At 43.6% G+C, this 19,633-nt stretch carries 15 protein-coding genes; 6 read left to right on the top strand and 9 right to left on the bottom strand.

Going from position 1 to position 19,633, the window contains the following annotated elements; genetic code table 11:
• Positions 1 to 51 precede the first annotated feature (51 nt).
• Complete coding sequence (locus C7457_RS04295; protein ID WP_121170330.1) at positions 52 to 1,125, top strand: DUF445 domain-containing protein; 1,074 nt, start codon at positions 52 to 54, stop codon at positions 1,123 to 1,125.
• A gap of 61 nt (positions 1,126 to 1,186) precedes the next feature.
• Positions 1,187 to 2,197, top strand: coding sequence for a nitrate- and nitrite sensing domain-containing protein (locus C7457_RS04290; RefSeq protein WP_121170328.1), 1,011 nt, complete (start codon positions 1,187 to 1,189; stop codon positions 2,195 to 2,197).
• 5 nt (positions 2,198 to 2,202) lie between these two features.
• On the opposite strand, the gene C7457_RS04285 is transcribed toward C7457_RS04290, so the two are convergent.
• On the bottom strand, positions 2,203 to 3,363 hold the full coding sequence (locus C7457_RS04285; RefSeq protein WP_121170326.1) for an RtcB family protein: 1,161 nt from the start codon (positions 3,361 to 3,363) through the stop codon (positions 2,203 to 2,205).
• Positions 3,364 to 3,584: 221 nt separating this feature from the next.
• Between C7457_RS04285 and C7457_RS04280 the strand changes: the two genes are divergently transcribed.
• The 4 genes from C7457_RS04280 to C7457_RS04265 all read left to right on the top strand — a co-directional run bounded on the left by C7457_RS04280 (position 3,585) and on the right by C7457_RS04265 (position 11,058).
• Positions 3,585 to 5,540 (top strand): aconitate hydratase, encoded by a 1,956-nt coding sequence (locus C7457_RS04280; RefSeq protein ID WP_121170324.1) that lies wholly within the window; start codon positions 3,585 to 3,587, stop codon positions 5,538 to 5,540.
• A gap of 55 nt (positions 5,541 to 5,595) precedes the next feature.
• Positions 5,596 to 7,803, top strand: a complete 2,208-nt coding sequence (locus C7457_RS04275; protein ID WP_121170322.1) for an NADP-dependent isocitrate dehydrogenase — start codon at positions 5,596 to 5,598, stop codon at positions 7,801 to 7,803.
• A 90-nt stretch (positions 7,804 to 7,893) separates the two neighbouring features.
• Complete coding sequence (locus tag C7457_RS04270; RefSeq protein WP_121170319.1) at positions 7,894 to 9,195, top strand: ATP citrate lyase citrate-binding domain-containing protein; 1,302 nt, start codon at positions 7,894 to 7,896, stop codon at positions 9,193 to 9,195.
• 12 nt (positions 9,196 to 9,207) lie between these two features.
• Entirely contained in the window at positions 9,208 to 11,058 is a 1,851-nt protein-coding gene (locus C7457_RS04265; protein ID WP_121170317.1) for a citrate/2-methylcitrate synthase, read from the top strand.
• Between the two features lie 13 nt (positions 11,059 to 11,071).
• Here C7457_RS04265 and bioF read toward each other — a convergent pair whose 3' ends face one another.
• The 8 genes from bioF to groES form a co-directional block, all read right to left on the bottom strand.
• Positions 11,072 to 12,157 carry an 8-amino-7-oxononanoate synthase gene (bioF, locus tag C7457_RS04260; protein ID WP_121170315.1) on the bottom strand — a complete coding sequence of 362 codons (1,086 nt, stop codon included), beginning with the start codon at positions 12,155 to 12,157 and terminating at the stop codon, positions 11,072 to 11,074.
• Complete coding sequence (locus tag C7457_RS04255) at positions 12,141 to 12,776, bottom strand: trimeric intracellular cation channel family protein (RefSeq protein WP_121170313.1); 636 nt, start codon at positions 12,774 to 12,776, stop codon at positions 12,141 to 12,143. The genes bioF and C7457_RS04255 overlap by 17 nt, the downstream gene beginning before the upstream one ends.
• Positions 12,760 to 13,323 (bottom strand): response regulator, encoded by a 564-nt coding sequence (locus tag C7457_RS04250; protein ID WP_245939580.1) that lies wholly within the window; start codon positions 13,321 to 13,323, stop codon positions 12,760 to 12,762. Before C7457_RS04250 ends, C7457_RS04255 begins: the two co-directional genes overlap by 17 nt.
• The gene (gene dnaX / locus C7457_RS04245) at positions 13,301 to 14,686 is read right to left on the bottom strand and encodes a DNA polymerase III subunit gamma/tau (RefSeq protein ID WP_121170311.1); all 1,386 of its coding nucleotides are present in this window, start codon (positions 14,684 to 14,686) and stop codon (positions 13,301 to 13,303) included. The genes C7457_RS04250 and dnaX overlap by 23 nt, the downstream gene beginning before the upstream one ends.
• A gap of 47 nt (positions 14,687 to 14,733) precedes the next feature.
• Positions 14,734 to 17,385: a plasma-membrane proton-efflux P-type ATPase gene (locus C7457_RS04240; RefSeq protein WP_121170309.1), complete on the bottom strand. Its 2,652-nt coding sequence runs from the start codon at positions 17,383 to 17,385 to the stop codon at positions 14,734 to 14,736.
• Positions 17,372 to 17,509 (bottom strand): hypothetical protein, encoded by a 138-nt coding sequence (locus C7457_RS08765; RefSeq protein WP_170137349.1) that lies wholly within the window; start codon positions 17,507 to 17,509, stop codon positions 17,372 to 17,374. Before C7457_RS08765 ends, C7457_RS04240 begins: the two co-directional genes overlap by 14 nt.
• 89 nt (positions 17,510 to 17,598) lie before the next feature.
• A complete protein-coding gene (groL, locus tag C7457_RS04235; RefSeq protein WP_121170307.1) occupies positions 17,599 to 19,245 on the bottom strand; it encodes a chaperonin GroEL in 1,647 nt (548 codons plus the stop codon).
• Between the two features lie 26 nt (positions 19,246 to 19,271).
• On the bottom strand, positions 19,272 to 19,562 hold the full coding sequence (gene groES, locus C7457_RS04230; RefSeq protein ID WP_013537972.1) for a co-chaperone GroES: 291 nt from the start codon (positions 19,560 to 19,562) through the stop codon (positions 19,272 to 19,274).
• Between the last annotated feature and the right edge of the window lie 71 nt (positions 19,563 to 19,633).

Below are 19,633 nucleotides of genomic sequence, written 5' to 3'. Positions count from 1 at the left end.
AGGGGGATTTTCCCCCTTCCCAATAATAAACCAAGTTTAGTGGAGGGAGAGATGGCTGTAATCTACGGAAGGGTTGAAGGACCGGAGGACATTAGACGTATTAACTGCATAATCAGAGATGAGATGCTTGAAGTTGAAACGCCTGAACAGCTTACAGATTTAAAGAAGCGTTCTGACTACCTGTGTACTTTAACCTATTCTCCTTTCTGGAGGAAGAAGTTTGGTTCAATAGTTGAAGAGTTAAGGGAAGTTGCGTGTGAGGAAAACAGAGTAACTGTTAGACTTGCTAACTACGTTGCTAGGTACAAGGGCTGGGATAAAGAGTACAGGCCTTGGGGAAGTGACAACCTGACTATAGAGGAGAGGCTAAAGGAAATTCCAGAGAAAGTAATGAAGGAAATCCTTGAGAGCGTAGTTGATCTAAAGCTCTCGCCGGAAATCCTTGAGGAGCTCCGCCGCAATTTCTGTGAAATCAGGAAAGCAATGGTGTTGGCAGATAGTGAAGAGACCCTTGAAAGGTTAAAGAAACAGGGAGACCTAATCGTTGCTATTACTAAACTCTCCGATTTTAGGGAGAGGTTTTCAGATATCCTTGACAAGATAGACGAGCTTGTTGAAAGGGAAGAGAAGAGAAACGTTAAGCTTGCTAACATAGTTGCGGAAGTTAAAGGTTGGAAAGTTGAGTTTGAAGTCTGGACTGAGAACGAAGTAAGGGAAGATGAGACAATTGAGCAGTACGTCCAGAGGCTCCTAGAGGAAGAGGAGAAGGCTGAGAGGTACATTCCAACAGAAGCTAAGTATAAGGAAGGAAAGGTCTTATGGCTCGTTTATTTCCACAAGGGAAGGAACAGACATTACGCTAAGAGACTTTACTTCCCCGGTAGTGCTAAAGATATTGAAATTGAAGGTCCCGGCGAGTTTGAGAATAAGTTCGGCAGGAAAGTTTGGGGAGTGAGAATTAAGTATAGAGCTAGGGTTGCCCCTGCAACGATAAGGATAGGAAAGAGGGTTCTCCACCTTCCAGAGAGGTGGGTTGAAAGGGTTAAGGTCGTTCCTCTTCCTAAGGAAGCCGCTGAAGTCAAACTGGTTGAGGAAAGGCCGGAATTTGCATATCCTGTAGCTTAAAACTTGCTTGCTCCTGCCTCCTCGGTTATAGTTTTACCAAAACTTTTTAAGGGAGGCAGGAGTGAGTTTTAAACACAGAATTATCCTACTATCTCTGGTTTCTCTCTTCTCTATCTTTACTCTCTCTTACTTTCTCCTTACTGAGGCCCGGCATTCGTTAAAGAATGCCGAATCCCTTGAGAAGAGCGTTATTTTGTCAACCAAAATCTCTGAGCTCGTTCATGAACTTCAGAAGGAAAGGGGAAGAACTGCAGGATTTCTGGGAAGTGGAGGGAAGACTTTTAAGGAAGAGCTCCAGGAACAGAGGAAGCTCACAGACCTTAAGATTAAAGAGCTTGAGAAGTACTTGAACAAGGAGTTCGTCTCATCCCTCTCAGGAGAGGCTCAAAAGCTCTTTTTATCGGTTATTTTGAACGGCCTTGATAACTTAAGCCAGGTAAGAGTAAAAGTTGACTCTCTCCAGATTTCCCTTGAGGATGCTATTAACTTCTACACAAAGCTTAACAGCGACCTTATTGACTCGGTAGCTCTTCTTGCTAAGAACTCTAAAAATGCTGAAATTGCTAACGAGCTCTTAGCTTACACTAACTTTATGTATGCAAAGGATAAAGCAGGTCTTGAAAGGGCCGTCCTTTCTGTGGCTTTTGCCAATAAAATGTTCCCAGATTCTAAGCTGTTTACTAAGTTCGTTGACCTTTTGGCTCAGCAAAAGGCATTTATAAAGTCCTTCTCCTTGGCTGCTCCAGAGAGAGTAATAGACTTTTATAAAAAGACGGTCGTTTCCTCCGGACCATCAGAGCAGGTTCTCGACTACGAAAGGCTTGCACTTACATCTCCCTTTACAAAAGGGGCTCTCAACGTTGATCCTAATCAGTGGTTCAGGATAATTACTCAGAAGATAGACCTTATGCATAAGGTGGAGCTCTTTATAGCTAAGGACTTAATTGGAAAAATTAAAGAAGTTAAGTTTGAGGCAAAGAGTAGATTTAACGGCGTTCTTGTCGTGTCGGTTGTTGCTATTGCAGTTATTTTAATAGTTTCAATAGCATCTTTGAGGGGTAGGGGGGAGTAGTCCCCCTAACCTTTTAGGTTATATATAGGTTTTACGAACTTTTCAATCTCTACGCTCTTTGGGAGAAACTCCAGTATTTCTTCAGGGTCTTTGTAGGCAAAGGGAGCTTCATCAAGGGTTTCCTTTGAAACGGTAGAAGAGTAAACTCCCGCCTCTTCAACTGCCTTCCTAAAGTCTGAAACTGAAAAGAGCTCTTTTGCCTTCCTTCTACTTAATTTCCTTCCTGCACCGTGGGGGGCAGAACAGTTAAGCTCCTTAACACCTTTACCTCTACCTATGATTAGCCCGGTTGTTAAGTTAAAGGGTATTACGACCCTTTCTCCTCTATGGGCTGAGATTGCCCCCTTCCTAACGCACATGTCCCTATCAAGGTCTATATAGTTATGAACGCTCTTAATTAACTTCTCCTCTTTAAACTCCTCTTTGAAGAACTCCTCTACGATTATCTTTAAAATCGTTCTTCTGTTTAGGTCCGCGTACCTTTGGGCAAATCTCATCGCCCTTAAGTACTCTCTTCCTCCTTTATTTAGAGGTAAGAATGAGAGGTCGCTCGGAAGGTCAGGCATAATTTTCTGAGTATACTCCCTTGCTTTCCTCTGGAAGTGATTACAGACCCTTAATCCTAAGTTCCTTGAACCTGTGTGGACCGTTAAGTATAGTTCCCCTTCATCGCTAACTCCAAGTTCAAGGAAGTGGTTTCCACTTCCCAGCGTTCCGACCTGTAGTAAAGGATCGTTTAGGTCAATTTTGTAGGTATTTATGAGAACTGAGCGAATCTCTGATAGGAGCTCTTTGTCTTCCTTACTTAAAGGTAGCTTTTTGGCGTTCTTATTACTTCTTGATGTTAACCCGGTGGGAATTTTCCCTTTAACGAAGGCATCAAACTTTGGCAAGTTTACGTTTACTTTTTTACCTAGAGGGTAAGTGTAGACGCCGCACCCTATGTCAACTCCAACGATGTTTGGTATTACGACCTCATCAAAGTAACCGGTAAAACCTATTACGCAGCCTTTGCCAGCATGGCAGTCTGGCATTATTACGATTTTATTCCTAAAGAATGGTAAATCCTTTAACCTCTCAATCTGAGCTCTAACTTCCGGTTCAATTTCCTTTGCATATACGTAAATCGGAACTCTTCCCTCAATAACCGTCGGTTCGATGGCCATTCCCTCTCTCCTCTTTAGGTTTCCCTTAGAAAATTATGCTGCTCACTTTTCCTGAGTAGAAGTAGGGGGTAAGCTGTAAAGGTTTTGAGGAGTTTGAAAAATTTCAACTTCTCCTAAAGAATTCGGGCATGCTTGAAATTTTTACAAAATTTTTACATAATTTTTGCAACCAAGTGAGATGACTAAAGAAAACTAAAAGTTCTTTTTAATAAGGAGGAAAAATGGGACTGAACATCGTTCAAAAGATTATTAAGACTCACCTCGTTGAAGGGGACATGACCCCAGGAAAGCCCATAGCAATAAGGATTGACCAGACCCTCACTCAGGATGCTACCGGAACTATGGCCTACCTTCACTTTGAGGCTATGGGTCTTCCAAAGGTTCAAACTGAACTCTCAGTTTCTTACGTTGACCACAACACGCTCCAAGCTGGTGGTCCTGAAAACGCAAACGATCACCTCTTCCTCCAGACTGCCGCTGCTAAGTTCGGAGTCTACTTCAGTAAAGCCGGAAACGGTATCTGTCACCAAGTTCACCTTGAAAGGTTTGCAGTTCCTGGCAAAACTCTTCTAGGTTCAGACTCCCACACTCCTACTGCTGGTGGTATCGGAATGCTTGCAATCGGTGCAGGTGGAATGGACGTTGCCCTTGCAATGGCTGGAGAGCCCTTCTACTTAACAATGCCAAAAGTTGTTAGGGTTAACCTCTATGGAAAGTTAAGGCCTTTCGTTTCTGCTAAAGACATAATCCTTGAACTCCTCCGCAGACTTACGGTTAAAGGAGGTCTTGGAAGGATTTTTGAATATGGTGGTGAAGGAGTTAAATACCTTACTGTTCCTGAGAGGGCAACAATCACAAACATGGGTGCAGAACTTGGAGCTACAACTTCTATCTTTCCAAGTGACGAGCAGACTTACCTCTTCATGAAGGCTCAGGGAAGGGAAGCCCAGTGGAGACCCCTTCAGGCTGATCCTGATGCAACCTACGATGAAGTTATAGATATTGACCTTTCAGAACTTGAGCCTTTAATTGCCTGTCCCCACATGCCTGATAACGTTAAGAAAGTTAAAGAGGTTGAAGGTTTAAGAGTTCATCAGGTTGCAATTGGTTCCTGTACGAACTCCTCCTACCGTGACCTTAAAACCGTTGGAGAGATGTTTAAGAGAACCGGAAAAATGGTTCATCCTATGGTTTCTGCGGCTATCTCTCCAGGCTCAAAGCAGGTTCTAAGAATGATGGATAAAGAAGGTTACTACGACGTTTTCTTAAGGGCAGGATTTAGGATCCTTGAAAACGCCTGTGGTCCGTGTATTGGGATGGGGTTTGCTCCACCTTCAGGAGGGGTTTCTGTTAGGACCTTCAACAGGAACTTTTACGGCCGTTCAGGAACTAAGGACGCTCAAGTTTACCTTGCCTCTCCAGAAACGGCTGCTGCAACTGCAATGAAAGGTGTAATTACAGACCCTAGGGACCTTGGACTTGATGAGATTAAGGTATTCCTTCCAGAGAAGTTTGAGATTGACGATTCCATGATTTACGCACCTGCTGCTGATCCTGATGAGATTGAAATCTATAAAGGTCCGACAATTAACTATGTTGGCTATAAGGAACCTCTTGGGGACAAGCTTGAAGGGGAAGTCCTCCTTAAAGTAGGAGACAACATTACTACAGACCACATTATCCCCGGAGGAGCTAAGATACTACCTCTTCGTTCAAACATACCTGCAATTTCTGAGTACGTTTACTCGGTAGTTGACGAAACCTTTGCCCAGAGAGCTAAGGAAAAAGGCGGTGGATTTATTGTAGGCGGTGAAAACTACGGACAAGGTTCTTCCCGTGAGCACGCTGCTATCGGTCCAATGTACCTTGGAATTAAGGCTGTAATTGCTAAGTCCTTTGCCCGTATCCACCACGCAAACCTTATTAACTTTGGAATTCTTCCCCTAGTTTTTGTTAACAAGGAGGATTACGACAAGATTGACCAGGGAGACTGGCTGGAGGTTGACCTTTCAAACTTTGCTCCCGGTGAGGACAACATCATTACAGTAATTAACAGGACAAAGGGAATCTCAATTCCTACAAAGCACGGGCTGAATAAGAGACAGGTTGAAATTATCAAGGCTGGTGGTGTCTTAGCCTACGTTAAGCAGAAGTTTGAGAAGAAGAATAACAGCTAAGAGTAATTTGGGGGGATACCCCCCCTTTAACTGAAAACGATATTAGGAGGAGGATATGTCAAAGAGGCCAACTATCATCTGGACTAAAGTTGATGAAGCTCCTGCACTTGCAACCTATTCACTTTATCCAATTATAAAGAACTTTGTTAAGCACGCTGGAGTTAACCTTGAGCAGAGGGATATTTCTCTGGCCGGAAGGATTTTAGCCCAGTTCGGTTATCAGCAGGACGACCTTGCTTACCTTGGTGAGCTTGTTTGGAAGCCTGAAGCCAATATTGTAAAGTTACCGAACATTTCAGCCTCGCTTCCTCAGCTCATTGAAGCTATTAAGGAGCTCCAAAAACAGGGATATGACCTTCCAGACTATCCAGAAAATCCCCAAACTGATGAGGAAAGGGAAATTAAAGCAAAGTATGACAAGTGTGTTGGTTCAGTAGTCAACCCGGTTTTAAGGCAAGGTAACTCAGATAGGCGCATTGCTCCACCTGTTAAGAACTACGCTAAGAAGCACCCTCACAAGATGAGGGACGTTTCTCCAAAGTCTGAGTCTTACGTTGCCTACATGAAGAGCGGAGACTTCTACGAGCACGAAAAGTCCGTAACGATAAAGAAGGACGGGAAAATCCGCTACGAGTTTGTTGACAAGGACGGAAACGTTCAAGTTCTAAAAGAGATTGAAGTTGGAATGGGTGACGTAGTTGACGGTACCTTTATGAACCGTAGGAAGTTGAGGGAGTTCTTTGAGGAAGTCATTAACGATGCTAAGGATAAGGACATTCTCTTCTCCCTCCACGTTAAAGCTACAATGATGAAGGTTTCAGACCCTGTTATCTTTGGAGATGCAATCAGGGTTTACTATAAGAAGCTCTTTGAGAAACACGGAAAGGAACTTGAGGAAATCGGGTTTGACCCTAATAAGGGTTTAATTGACCTTGAGAATAAGCTCTCAAAGCTTCCTCCTGAAAAGCAGGAGGAGATTAAGAAGACCCTAGAGGAGATTTACAAGGAGCAGCCAAGGCTCTACATGGTTGACTCAGATAGAGGAATTACAAACCTTCACAGGCCTAACGACGTAATTATTGATGCCTCAATTCCAGCCGTCATAAAGAATGGCCTTCAAGGATGGGGCCCAAGTGGGGAGACCGACGACTGTGTAATTACAGTTCCAGACCGTTCCTACGCTACCATGTACTCTGAAATCGTTGAGGATATTAAGGTTCGTGGTCAGTTTGATCCCACCAAGGTTGGAACTGTTCAAAACATTGGTCTCATGGCAATGAAGGCTGAGGAGTACGGTTCCCACGATAAGACTTTCTTTGCTCCAGCTGACGGAAAGATCAGGATTGTAGATGAGGAAGGGAACGTTTTAATGGAGCACGAGGTAGAGGAAGGTGATATCTACCGTAGCTGCCACACTAAGGATATTGCAATTAGGGATTGGGTTAAGCTTGCAGTGAACAGGGCTAAGGAAACAGGCCTTCCTATAGTCTTCTGGCTTGACTCATTAAGGGCCCACGATAGGGAATTGATTGAAAAGGTTAAAGAGGAGCTCAATAAGTACGACCTTGAAGGGGTTGAGTACTACATTAAGCCTCCAAGGGAAGCGATGAAGTTTACGTTAGAGCGTTTTAGGAAGGGGCTTGACACTATTTCAGTTACAGGAAACGTTTTAAGGGACTATCTAACAGACCTATTCCCAATCATTGAGGTTGGAACGAGTGCAAGAGCTCTCTCTATCGTTCCACTCCTTGCCGGTGGTGGACTCTTTGAGACCGGAGCCGGTGGTTCAGCTCCAAAGCACGTTCAACAGTTTGTAAAAGAGGGCCACTTAAGGTGGGACAGTCTTGGAGAGTTCCTTGCCTTTGTTGAAGCTCTAAAGCTTGCATACAAACAATCTGGTAGCGATAACAAGAGAATTCTCATAATGGCAGATACTCTCTCAAAGGCCGTTGAGCGCTACCTTGATACAGATAAGACTCCAAAGAGGAAAGTTGGTCAGCTTGACACCCGTGGAAGCCACTACTGGCTTGCTCGCTACTGGGCTGAAGAACTAGCAGCTCAGACAGAAGACCCTGAGCTTGCAAAGATCTTTGAGCCGGTTGCGGCTAAGCTTATTGAAAATGAAGAAAAAATCCTCTCAGAGATTGCTGCGACCGAAGGATCTCCGAAGGACATTGGTGGTTATTACCACCCTGACGATGAAAAGGCCACTGCTGCAATGAGGCCCTCAAGGACGTTTAACGAGATAATAGATAGCCTATAAACCTTGTTAAAATTGTGTAAAAAAATTGTAAAATTAGGGGGGCAGATTTGCCCCCCTTTTTCGTATGAAAGTAATTAAAGGAGGAGATAGATGGCTCAGAGAGGAATTAGGGAGTACGACGGCAAGAGGATTCTTGCCAAGCACTGGAACGAGTATTTTGCTCCTGAGTTTGAGTACAACTTTAAGTCTGTACTCGTAACTCCTGAAACGGACCTTGATAAGTTACCTCAGGAGTACCCTTGGCTACTTGAGATGCCTTTAGTTGCAAAACCCGACATGCTCTTTGGTAAGAGGGGTAAGCTCGGTCTCATTCTCTTTAAAAAGGAAAAACCCTGTGACGTTGATTATGAAACGGTTAAGAAGTGGATCAGGGAAAAGATGCAGGAAGAGGTTGAGATTAAAGGGAAAAAGGGAAAGTTGACTCACTTCCTCATTGAGCCTTGCGTTCCTCATGCTCCAGAGGATGAGTACTACGTTGCAATGACACTAGGGTATGACGGTGACCACATCTATATGTCTGCGTTTGGTGGAATTGACGTTGAAGAAAACTGGGACAAAGTAAAGGAAGTTGTTATTCCTCCCCTTGCAACGGAAGAAGAAATTGACAAACTCATTGAGGAAAACGTTCCTCCTGAGATAAAGGATAAAGAGAAGTATGCAGACTTTGTTAAGCGTCTCTATCGTTTCTTCAGGGATATGCACTTTGCTTACCTTGAGATTAACCCACTTGTAATGGTTGGTAATAAAGTTTATCCCCTTGACTTTGTTGGAAGGGTTGACGATACTGCCCAGTTCTTAGTTGGAAGGAAGTGGGGTGAGCTTGAGTTTCCAGCAGGTTTCGGTGGGGAACTCTCCCCTGAGGAGAAGTACATTAAGGAAATGGACGAAAAGTCAGGAGCATCACTAAAGCTTACAATCCTTAATCCTGAAGGCCGCATCTGGACTCTCGTTGCAGGTGGTGGAGCTTCAGTAGTTTACGCTGATACGGTTGCAGACCTTGGCTACGTTAAGGAGCTTGCAAACTACGGTGAGTACTCTGGTAACCCATCAAGGGCAGAGACGAGGGAGTACGTTAAGACTGTCCTTGACCTTATGACTAGGAAGAAAGACCCGCAGGGAAGGCCAAAAATTCTAATCATTGGTGGTGCTATCGCTAACTTTACAGACGTTGCAAAGACCTTTGACGGAATTATTGATGCCCTTAAAGAGTACGCAGATAAGTTGAAAGAGGTCGGTGTTAAGATTTACGTTCGCCGTGGTGGGCCTAACTACGAAGTTGGTCTTGCAAAGATTAAGAAGGCCGCAGAAGAGCTTGGCCTTCCAATAGAGGTTTACGGACCTGAGACTCACATGACAGAGATCGTTAAGAAAGCTCTTACAGAGAATCCATAAGAGGAGGGAAAAATGGCAAGGCCCGATTACGTTCTCTTTGATAGGAATACGAAGGCTATTTTCTGGAACCTAAATAGGAATGCTATTCAGCGTATGCTTGATTACGACTACTTAGTTGGACGTTCTCCTTCAATAGTTGCAATAGTTGCTCCAACTCAGAGTAGGAAGTTTGAAAAGTTCTTCTTCGGTACTGAAGAGATAATAATTCCTATTTACCGTTCAACTACGGAAGCTGCAGAGGCTCATCCAGAAGCTGACGTTTTAGTTAACTTTGCTTCTTTTAGGACGGCTTACGATGTAACGAGGGAGGCCCTCAACATTCCAACTATTAGGACTATAGCTATCACTGCTGAAGGTATTCCTGAAAGGCTTGCCCGTGATATGGCTGCAAGGGCAAAGCAGGAAGGTAAGTGGATAATAGGTCCTGCTACCGTCGGTGGAATTACTGCTGGAGCCTTCAGGATTGGAAATGCTGGTGGAACACTTGAAAATATCGTTAAGTCAAAACTCCACAGGCCCGGCTCTGCAGGTCTTGTTACCCGTTCAGGTGGTCTTTTTAACGAGCTTTCAAACATAATTGCCCGTAACGCAGACGGTATAGTTGAGGGTATTGCTATAGGTGGTGACAGGTTCCCAGGTTCAGACTTTCTTGATCACCTTTTAAGGTACCAGAAGAACCCTGCCGTAAAGTACATGATTATGCTCGGTGAAGTTGGAGGAGAGCTTGAATATAGGGTTGTTGAAGCCCTTGAAAAAGGACTTATTACTAAACCTCTAATTGCCTGGTGTATTGGAACTATAGCCAAACACTTTGGCGGAGAGGTTCAGTTTGGTCATGCTGGAGCAAAGGCAGGAGCAGATAGAGAAACTGCCGATGCAAAGAACAGGGCCCTTAAAGAGGCGGGAGCTCTGGTTCCAGATTCCTTCAATGACATCCCTGAGCTGATAAGGAGCGTTTACGAAGACCTTAAGGCTAAGGGAGAGATTGGAGAGATTGAGGAACCTGAAGTTCCGCCTATCCCTGAAGATTACGACAAGGCAAGGAAGGCCGGTAAGGTAAGAAGGCCTACCCACTTTATCTGTACAATCTCAGACGATAGAGGAGAGGAGGCTACTTACTGCGGTATTCCAATCTCAGAAGTTGTAGAGAAGGGATACTCAATCGCTGACGTTATTGGGCTTCTATGGTTCAAGAGGAAGTTTCCAAAGTGGGCTTCAGACTTTATTGACATGGTAATCAAAATCGTTGCAGACCACGGACCTGCAGTTTCAGGTGCCCATAACGCTAAAGTAACTGCAAGGGCTGGAAAGGACCTCATCTCCTCCCTTGTAACCGGTCTTCTTACAATCGGACCAAGGTTTGGCGGTGCTATTGACGGAGCTGCCAAGTACTTTAAGATGGCTAAAGAGAAGGGAATGGACCCCTTTGAGTTCGTTGACTACATGAAGAAGGTTGAAAAGAAACCTATTCCAGGAATCGGTCATAGGATTAAGTCAACAAAGAACCCTGATAAGAGGGTGGAGCTCCTTAAGAACTATGCAAAAGAGAACTTCCCATCAACAGGGCTCCTTGACTACGCCCTTGAGGTTGAGAAGGTTACAACCTCAAAGAAGGAGAACCTCATCCTTAACGTTGACGGAACAATTGGTGTTCTATTGGTTGATATGTTCAGAAACCTGGGCTTTAGTGAAGCTGAAATTGATGAGTTAATAGAAGCAGGAGCGTTTAACGCCTTCTTTGTCCTCGGCCGTTCTATCGGATTTATCGGCCACATCCTTGATGAGAAGCGCCTTGCCATGCCTCTCTACAGGCACCCATGGGACGATATTCTCTACGACGTTAAGAGGCCTGAAGAGGCTTAATTTTTGGGGGCTCTTAGCCCCCTTTTATTTCCCTCCACAGTTTTTCTACTTCCTCTTCACTATGCTCTGAAGTAACGGTTATCCTCAATCTGCTCTCTTTAACGGTAGGTGGTCTGATAGCGGGAACCAGGAATCCTTTTTTTAGAAGTATCTCTGAAAGTTTTAAGGCTTTCTCTTCATCCCCTACTATGTATGGAAAAATCGCGCTGGAGCTCTCTATTCCAGATAGCTTCTTAAAGAAATTGATTAATTTGATTAATCTCTTTCTCCTTTCGGGAACTTTTTCAATGTTCTTTAGAGTTTGGCAAGCAATGAATGGAGGAAGTGCCGTTGTGAAGATAAAGCTCCGGCACTTGTTTATTAGGTATTCCCTTAAAACTTTACTTCCACAGACAAAGGCTCCAAAAGTTCCGAGCGCTTTGCCGAGAGTTCCAACTATAACTGTTCTTTTATCCGGTTCAACGTTGAAAAGCTCTAAGGAACTCCACCCAACAACGCCTGTTGCGTGTGCATCGTCAATTACTAAAACTGCATCAAACTCATCCTTAATCTGAAAGAGCTCATTCAAAGGAGCTATGTCTCCGTCCATACTGAAGACTGAATCTGTGACTATTAAACACCTGTTAAACTCCTTTCTGTTCTTCTTTAAATAGTCCTTTACGAACTGCCAATCTCTGTGAGGGTAGATGACCTTTTCAGCCTTAGAGAGCCTTATACCGTCTATTATTGAGGCGTGATTAAGCCGGTCTGAGAGAATTAAATCGCCTTTTCCCGCAAGTGTTGAGATAACCCCTAGGTTTGCCATATATCCAGTTGAAAATAAAAGGCACTCTTCGGTTTTCTTTAGCTCTGCAAGTCTCCTCTCAAGTTCTCTGTGAACTTTAAAGTTCCCGCAAACTAACCTTGAAGCTCCGCTTCCTGTCCCCCACTTTTCTAGACATTCACAGTCAAACTCCTTTGCAAGGCCTAGATAATCGTTTGAGGAGAAGTTGAGGAGCTCTCTTCCTTCAACAACTACTCTTTTACCTTGGGGAGTCTCAATTTCCCTCAGTTCCCTGTAGAGTTTTTTTCCTATTAGCTCTTCAATCTCTTTCCTCATAAAGTCCAAACCTTGGTAACCTCCAGCCCTTTAAAATTGCCGTTAACCTTAAGGTTAGTATAGTTACAAAGGTTATTCCGGTTGATACTTCTGTAGAGAATTTCCCATACGTGATTAAGAATAGAATTCCTCCTATTAAAGAGCATGAGGCGTAGAAGTCCTCCTTCAAAACAGAAGGAACTTTACCTGTTAGTAGTTCACTTATAAGTCCCCCTCCGGTTCCGGTTATAACTCCTAAAAGGACTATTCCAAAGCCGTTTAGACCTGACTGGGCTCCCACTAAAAACCCAGTTACGGAGAACGCAGAGAGCCCAGCTGCATCAATGATCTTTACAGGCTTAGTTCCCGTTATGTCCTTTCTAAAAACTTTGTAGAGTAAAAGTGCAAGGAAAATTCCAAGGGCTGTAGTTGTTATATCTGAAATTCCGGTTAGGGCTTTAGGAACTGAGTTAACAAGGATGTCTCTTACTATTCCTCCTCCTAATGCTGTAAGGAATCCTAGGATTGAGACTCCTAAAAGGTCTAGTTTTGCGTTTATCCCCTTAAAGACCCCTGAAAGGGCGAAAGCTACAAGTCCAATACAGTTTGCTGCTTCTAAAACTTCACTGATGGAAGCCATACTTGTTAAGTTTTCTGTAGAGGTTTGATATGTCTATTTCCATGAAGGCTGCTGCTCTCTTTAAGTCTCCGTTAAACTTCTTTAGGATTTCCTTTATATAGGCCTTCTCAAACTCCTCCTTTGCCCTCTTTAGGGGAAGGTTTGTAAGTTCTGAAACGGTCTTTTCATTCTCAAGTTTGACCTCTCTCTTAAGAGCCCCCTCAACGGCACTTAAGAACTTTTCGTACTTTATCGGTTTTTCTATAAAGTCGTAGGCCTTTAACTTCATGGCTTTTACTGCAGTTTCCACCGTTCCGTGTCCAGACACTATAACTACCGGAATTTTCTCAGTTAGTCCTTCTTCGTTTAACTTTTTTAATACTTCCATTCCCGATATTCCTGGAAGGAACAGGTCTAAGATTATTAGGTTGGGCTGGAGCTCCTTTACTCTCTCAACAACTTTACTTCCAACTTCCTCTGTAAAGACCTGATACCCTTCTTCCTCTAAAATCTCCTTAAGGGTTTCCCTTATAGTTTTCTCATCGTCAACTATTAGAACTTTCATCATCCTTAACCTTTACAAGTAGAACTTTTGCCTCAAGTTCTTTAACTATCTTACTTATAATCCGTTTTGACTCCTCTGACGGTTCTTTTCTCCTCTCGCTTTCTTTAGGTTCTTCTATTTTAACCGGTTTACCTATGGACTCTTCAAGTTCCTGCTCTCTCTCTTTCAAAATTTTGTAGGCAAGCTTGCTTACTGGAAGGACTCTAACAAAACTTCCTTCATCAATCCTTTTCTCAATAAAGGCCTCTAAAGTCTCGTTTTTAGTTTTTTTTTCCGCCTGTTTTCCTTCCTGTGTTGGAACTTCTATTTTTACTCCACCCTCTAAAAGTTCAGTTAACTTCTTGACCTCTTTAAAGTAGGAAAGCTTATAGAGGTAAAAGAGGAGGGCGGTGTAGGGATAGGGGTGTTTTGAGATTTCCCTATACCCTTGGGAGAGTATCTTAAAGGCGGCAATGCTCTCTTCCTCTGTTAGTTCGGTTGGGTTCATAAATTCCTTTTCTGTTACTTCTAAAAGCTGTTTAACTACGAAAACAGGGTTATACCCTTCCTCCTCTAGCTTCTTCAGTTTCTTAAAGAGTTCCGTCTTATCCCCTTTAAATCCTAACCTTAGAAGTTCTCTAACTTCCCTTCCCGTTAATATACCGAGGAACTCAGAGACTTTCTTAGTTTCAACTCTACCGTTTCCAAGGGCTATTGCCTGTTCAAGGAGGCTTTCTGCATCCCTAACGCAACCTTCACTTGAGAGGGCTATTAACCTTAAAGCTTCCTCTTCGTACTCAACCTTTTCCTTCTCACATATTTGGGATAGGGTTTTTACCATTAACTCTTCAGGAATCCTTCTAAATATGAACTTCTGACACCTTGAAAGGATTGTCGGAGGAATCTTGTCAATTTCTGTTGTAGCTAGGATAAACAGAGCATGCTCAGGAGGTTCCTCCAGCGTCTTAAGGAGGGCATTAAAGGCCTCCTTCGTGAGCATGTGAAACTCATCAATTATGTAGACTTTTTTCTTTCCCCTTGCAGGGAGGTAGTGAACAGATTCTCTCAGTTCCCTTATCTGGTCAATACCCCTGTTACTTGCAGCGTCTACTTCAATAACGTCTGGGTGTGAACCTTTCGCTATCTCTATGCACTGGGAACACTGATTACAAGGCTCTCCATCTATAAGGTTCTCACAGTTAACTGCCTTTGCAATTATCCTTGCAGTTGTCGTCTTTCCTACTCCCCTTGGGCCTGCAAAGATATAAGCGTGGGAGAGCCTACCGCTCTTTATAGCGTTCTTTAATGTTTCGGTAATAAACTCCTGACCTATTACCTGACTGAAGGACTGAGGCCTATACTTCCTCGGAATTGCTCTATAGCTCATGAAGTTCTATCCAGACAAAGGAATTTGAGACCTTAATTATATACCTTTTAAGCTGAGAATACCTTCCTGAGCAGTTTAAAGTGTCCGGGGGCGAACATGAACTTTTTCTCCTTGTACATTTTCCAGACGAAGAGTTTAACGTAGTCGTTTATTAAGAGCCAAGTTAAGGCGTATCCCCAGATAAAGAGTGCCCATCCCCAGCCAACAGGGGTTAGTAAGTTAAAGCCATAAACTCCAATTAACGTTCCTATTACCCTTGTAGAGTAAGTTGCAGCCCAGAGGATAGGAGAGGGCCAAGGCTTTTTCCAAAGGTGATCCATAATCCTTGCGTTGTAAAGAGTTCCGTGGCCTTTAACTGCGAGTTTTAAAAATACTATTGTCTGAATAACGTCCATGGGTAACTTCCAGTAATTTAAGAGTAGGAATAGGAGAACGAAAGAAGAGATAACTCCTGCTATTCCAAGGTAGAATGACATAACGTTTATCTCATACATGTCCCATCTGACTGGCTTTTTAGATGTTTTAACCCTATCGTAGGCTATGGCTAAGATTGGTATATCGTTTAAGAGCGCTAAGATAATAATCATTATTGCAGTAACGGGGTATATCTGGAAGAAGATAATAGAAAGCCCCATGAAGCCTATAACTCTAATTGTTTCTGCAATTCTGTAAATGGTATAAGCCTGCATCCTTCCAAATATCTGCCTTGCTATTTGAAAGCCGTCAACTATTACTCTTAAACCTGGTTTTAAGAGAACTAAATCTGCAGCAGCTCTTGCAGCGTCTGTTGCGTTGTGGACTGCAATTCCACAGTCTGCTTTCCTTAGGGCTGGAGCGTCGTTTACTCCGTCTCCCGTCATTCCTACTATGTGGCCGGCCTTCTGAAGTTTGTCAACTATGAAGTACTTATCCTCTGGAAATACTTCTGCAAAACCGTTTGCCTCTTCAATCAGTTTTATTATCTCAGACTCGTGCCTCCTTACTGCTCCTTTTGGTAGAGGGAGGTTTTTCAATTCTTTTTTAACAAGCTCTACTACCCTTTGAGCCTTTTCTTCTGCCTCCTTTTCGCTCTTTCCTTCAACTTCCATAATTGCTTTTGCAATTACTTGAGCAAGGATTAAGTATTCCTTGTAGCTCTCCTCCTCTCCTCTAAGCTCCCTTGCGCTTACTATTTTCTCGCCTATTCCAAGGAGTTTGGCTATGTACCTTGCTATTGCTATGTTGTCTCCAGTTACCATCTTAACTTCTACTCCAAGCTCCTTAGCCTTCTCTAGCGCTTCTCTTGAGTCTTCCCTTGGAGGGTCAAAGAAGGGGATTAGGCCAACTACGTGGAACTTCTTCTCATCTGGCCTTTTAAATGCAACTGCTATTGTTCTAAATCCGTTTTCTGCAAACTCTTCAACTTTCTTAAAGTAATTCTTTCTCTCTTCTTTACCTAAGTCTGAGAGCTCTGCTATAACCTGGGGAGCTCCCTTAGTTATTACTAACCTCTCTCCGTTACACTCAACCTCTGCTTCGGTCCTTTTCCTTACAGGATCAAACGGAACGAACGAGAGCTGTCTGCACTCTTTTAATCTGCTGTACAACCCCTTTTCCTTTAGCCACTCAAATATTGGTATCTCAATCGGGTCTCTGTTTTCCTCTTTAGAGGCAAGTGCTGCGTAGAGCATTAAAGTCTCTACTTTAAAGTTTCCCAAAGTAAAAGGTTGAGATACTGTCATCTTATTTTTCGTTAGAGTTCCCGTCTTATCACTGCAGAGGACATCAACTCCGGCAAGTTCCTCAATTGCCGTTAGCCTACTTACAATTACCTGTTTCCTTGCTAAATTGAGAGCTCCTACTGCCATGGTTACTGTGAGAACGGCTGGGAGGGCAACCGGAATTGATGCTACTGTTAGAACGAGGGCAAAACGGAGGAGCTCTATTTTGTCTGCTCCCCTCATTAGTTCAACAATTACCATTACTGCTACAACTATTAAGGCGATTATTATCAGGAAGTTTCCAACCTTTATTACCATTTCTTGAAAGTGGGACCTCTGTTCCCTTTCAGCTTTTGCTACGAGCTGAACTGTCCTTCCAAAGTAAGTATTGAGCCCCGTTGCAACTACAACAGCTATAGTTTCTCCCCTTTTTACTACTGAATTGGCGTAGGCTACATCGCCCTTCTTTTTGGTTACCGGTAAGGACTCTCCCGTTAGGGCAGATTGGTCAAGGAGAATAAAACCTTCTCCGACCAGCTTTACGTCTGCAGGAACAATATCTCCAATTTTTAGCTTGATTATGTCTCCAGGAACCAGGTATTTAACGTCTATCTCAATCCACTTTCCGTCTCTAAGGACAATGGCCTTTCTTGCCAGTTTCTGTTTAAGAACTTTTAGGGCAGATATTGCTTTGTGTTCCTGCCAAAAGTCAACTACTGCATTAACCAGCAAGAGGATAACTATTATTACAAAGTCTTCCCACTTTTTAACTAGTGCAGATAGAACTGCTGCAGTTTCAATCATCCAGGGGATTGGTCCCCAAAACCTTCTGAATATCCTATGCCAGAGGGGTTCCTCTTTTTCGGGAATTTCGTTGAAGCCGTACTTCTTAAGCCTTTTCTCAACTTCTTCTTCCGTTAAGCCGGTTTCTAAGTTGGTCTCAAGTTCTCTTATGGTTTCCTCAACAGACTTATTCTTATACTCATCAATTATCGCCATTTCCCTTTCTCCTATTCTTGAACCAGTCGTAGGTTATGTAGCTTCCCGCTAAGAAAGCACCGATGATGTAGAGGTAGCCTAGGTAGTAGAAGAACTTAAAAATTGGGTCGTTAGGAGTTGTCACCTTATTCCTCCTTTTCTTTCCATTTTAGCACTAAAAAATAAAAAAGGGCGCCCGAAGGCGCCCCTCCATAGCTATCTTAGCTTTGAGTTTTAGAACTCAGGCATTCCGCCGCCTGGAGTCTTCTCCTCTTTCTCAGGTATTTCAGTTACAGTAGCCTCTGTTGTGAGGAGTAGTCCTGCTGCAGATGCAGCGTTCTGGATAGCAATCCTTTCAACCTTAGCAGGGTCAATTACACCGGCTTCAACGAGGTTTTCAAATTCGCCCTTCCTTGCGTTGAAGCCCCACTCAACACCTTTTTCCTTGATGAGCTCTTTAACTTTCTCAACGATAACTTGGCCGGCGTATCCTGCGTTATCTGCAATTTGCCTTAGTGGAGCTTCAACTGCCTTCTTAACGATCTCAACACCGTGCTTCTTGTCAATTTCACCCTTCTCGTCAAGCTCTTTTGCAAGGTCGTCAAGCTTCATTGCAGCTGCAAGGAGAGCTGTTCCACCACCAGGAACGATTCCTTCCTCAACAGCCGCCCTTGTAGCGTGGAGGGCGTCCTCAACACGAGCCTTCTTCTCCTTAAGCTCAGCCTCAGTAGCGGCACCTACTTTAATGATTGCTACACCACCGGCAAGCTTAGCAAGCCTTTCTTGCAGCTTCTCCTTATCGTACTCAGATGTAGCCTTTTCAAGCTCAGCTTTGATCTGCTTGATCCTTGCTTCAATGTCTTCAGGCTTACCCTTACCGCCGATGATTGTTGTGTGCTCTTTATCAACAACTACCTTGTCAGCTTCACCAAGCATATCAAGTGTTACGTTCTCAAGCTTGATTCCAAGGTCTTCAAGGATTGCAGTTCCCCCTGTGAGGATTGCAATATCCTGGAGCATTGCTTTCCTTCTCTCACCAAATCCAGGCGCTTTAACAGCGCATACTTGGAGAGTACCCCTTAGCTTGTTGACAACGAGAGTTGCAAGGGCTTCACCCTCTACATCTTCAGCGATGATGAGGAGTGGCCTTCCTTCCCTTGCTACCTGCTCAAGTACAGGTAGGAGCTCCCTAATGTTGCTGATTTTCTTTCCGTAGATTAGGATGTATGGCTTTTCAAGAACACACTCCATCTTCTCAGGATCGGTTACAAAGTATGGAGATAGGTAACCCCTATCAAACTGCATACCTTCAACAACTTCAAGGGTTGTCTCAAGACCTTTAGCCTCTTCAACTGTGATAACGCCCTCTTTTCCGACTTTGTCCATAGCCTCGGCGATGAGTTCACCGATTTCCCTATCGTAGTTTGCAGAGATTGTAGCTACCTGAGCAATTTGCTCCTTGGTCTCTACAGGCTTAGCGATCTTCTTAATCTCATCAACGATTACCTTAACAGCCTCGTCAATTCCCCTCTTAACTTCAATGGCGTTGTCGCCGGCTGTGATAAACTTGAGTCCGTCTCCGTAGATTGCCTGAGCGAGAACTGTAGCTGTTGTTGTTCCGTCACCAGCCTTGTCGGCGGTTTTCTGAGCAACCTCCTTAACGAGCTGAGCACCGAGGTTTTCAACAGGGTCTGTTAGTTCAATCTCTTTAGCAACGGTAACACCGTCCTTTGTTACTACGGGAGAACCAAACTTCCTCTCAAGGACAACGTTCCTACCACCAGGACCCATTGTAGCTTTAACTGCGTTTGCAAGTTTATCTACACCAGCCTTTATTTTCTGCCTTGCTTCATTTCCGAATACGATCTCTTTTCCAGCCATCCCTCACCTCCTTTAATTGGTTTTAATTACTCTTCAACGATTGCTAGGATGTCTTCTTCCCTTATTACGAGGAGCTCTTCACCGTCAATCTTAACTTCATTTCCAGCGTACTTACTGAAGAGGACCTTATCTCCCTCTTTAACTTTGAGAGGTCTGATTTCTCCGTTCTCAAGGAGTCTTCCCTCTCCTACTGCAATAACTTCTCCAATTTGAGACTCTTCTTTAGCAGTATCTGGAAGGATGATTCCTCCTGCAGTTTTCTGCTCCATTTCAATCTTCTTTACAACTACCCTGTCATAAAGTGGCTTTAACTTCATCCCTCACCCTCCTTTATCTGGTTTTTAGCACTCACCTAAGATGAGTGCTAATTGCTACCTATAAAATTAAG

Source organism: Thermovibrio guaymasensis (assembly GCF_003633715.1).
Taxonomy (GTDB): Bacteria; Aquificota; Aquificia; order Desulfurobacteriales; family Desulfurobacteriaceae; genus Thermovibrio; species Thermovibrio guaymasensis.
Note: the sequence above shows the minus strand (reverse complement) of the source record. Positions and strands in the feature narration are given on the sequence as shown.

Coding starts and splice junctions, on each gene's coding strand:
- C7457_RS04295 (WP_121170330.1), top strand. CDS start 52: ATGGCTGTAATCTACGGAAGGGTTGAAGGACCGGAGGACATTAGACGT.
- C7457_RS04285 (WP_121170326.1), bottom strand. CDS start 3,363: ATGGCCATCGAACCGACGGTTATTGAGGGAAGAGTTCCGATTTACGTA.
- C7457_RS04280 (WP_121170324.1), top strand. CDS start 3,585: ATGGGACTGAACATCGTTCAAAAGATTATTAAGACTCACCTCGTTGAA.
- C7457_RS04275 (WP_121170322.1), top strand. CDS start 5,596: ATGTCAAAGAGGCCAACTATCATCTGGACTAAAGTTGATGAAGCTCCT.
- C7457_RS04270 (WP_121170319.1), top strand. CDS start 7,894: ATGGCTCAGAGAGGAATTAGGGAGTACGACGGCAAGAGGATTCTTGCC.
- C7457_RS04265 (WP_121170317.1), top strand. CDS start 9,208: ATGGCAAGGCCCGATTACGTTCTCTTTGATAGGAATACGAAGGCTATT.
- bioF (WP_121170315.1), bottom strand. CDS start 12,157: ATGAGGAAAGAGATTGAAGAGCTAATAGGAAAAAAACTCTACAGGGAA.
- C7457_RS04255 (WP_121170313.1), bottom strand. CDS start 12,776: ATGGCTTCCATCAGTGAAGTTTTAGAAGCAGCAAACTGTATTGGACTT.
- C7457_RS04250 (WP_245939580.1), bottom strand. CDS start 13,323: ATGATGAAAGTTCTAATAGTTGACGATGAGAAAACTATAAGGGAAACC.
- dnaX (WP_121170311.1), bottom strand. CDS start 14,686: ATGAGCTATAGAGCAATTCCGAGGAAGTATAGGCCTCAGTCCTTCAGT.
- C7457_RS04240 (WP_121170309.1), bottom strand. CDS start 17,385: ATGGCGATAATTGATGAGTATAAGAATAAGTCTGTTGAGGAAACCATA.
- groL (WP_121170307.1), bottom strand. CDS start 19,245: ATGGCTGGAAAAGAGATCGTATTCGGAAATGAAGCAAGGCAGAAAATA.
- groES (WP_013537972.1), bottom strand. CDS start 19,562: ATGAAGTTAAAGCCACTTTATGACAGGGTAGTTGTAAAGAAGATTGAA.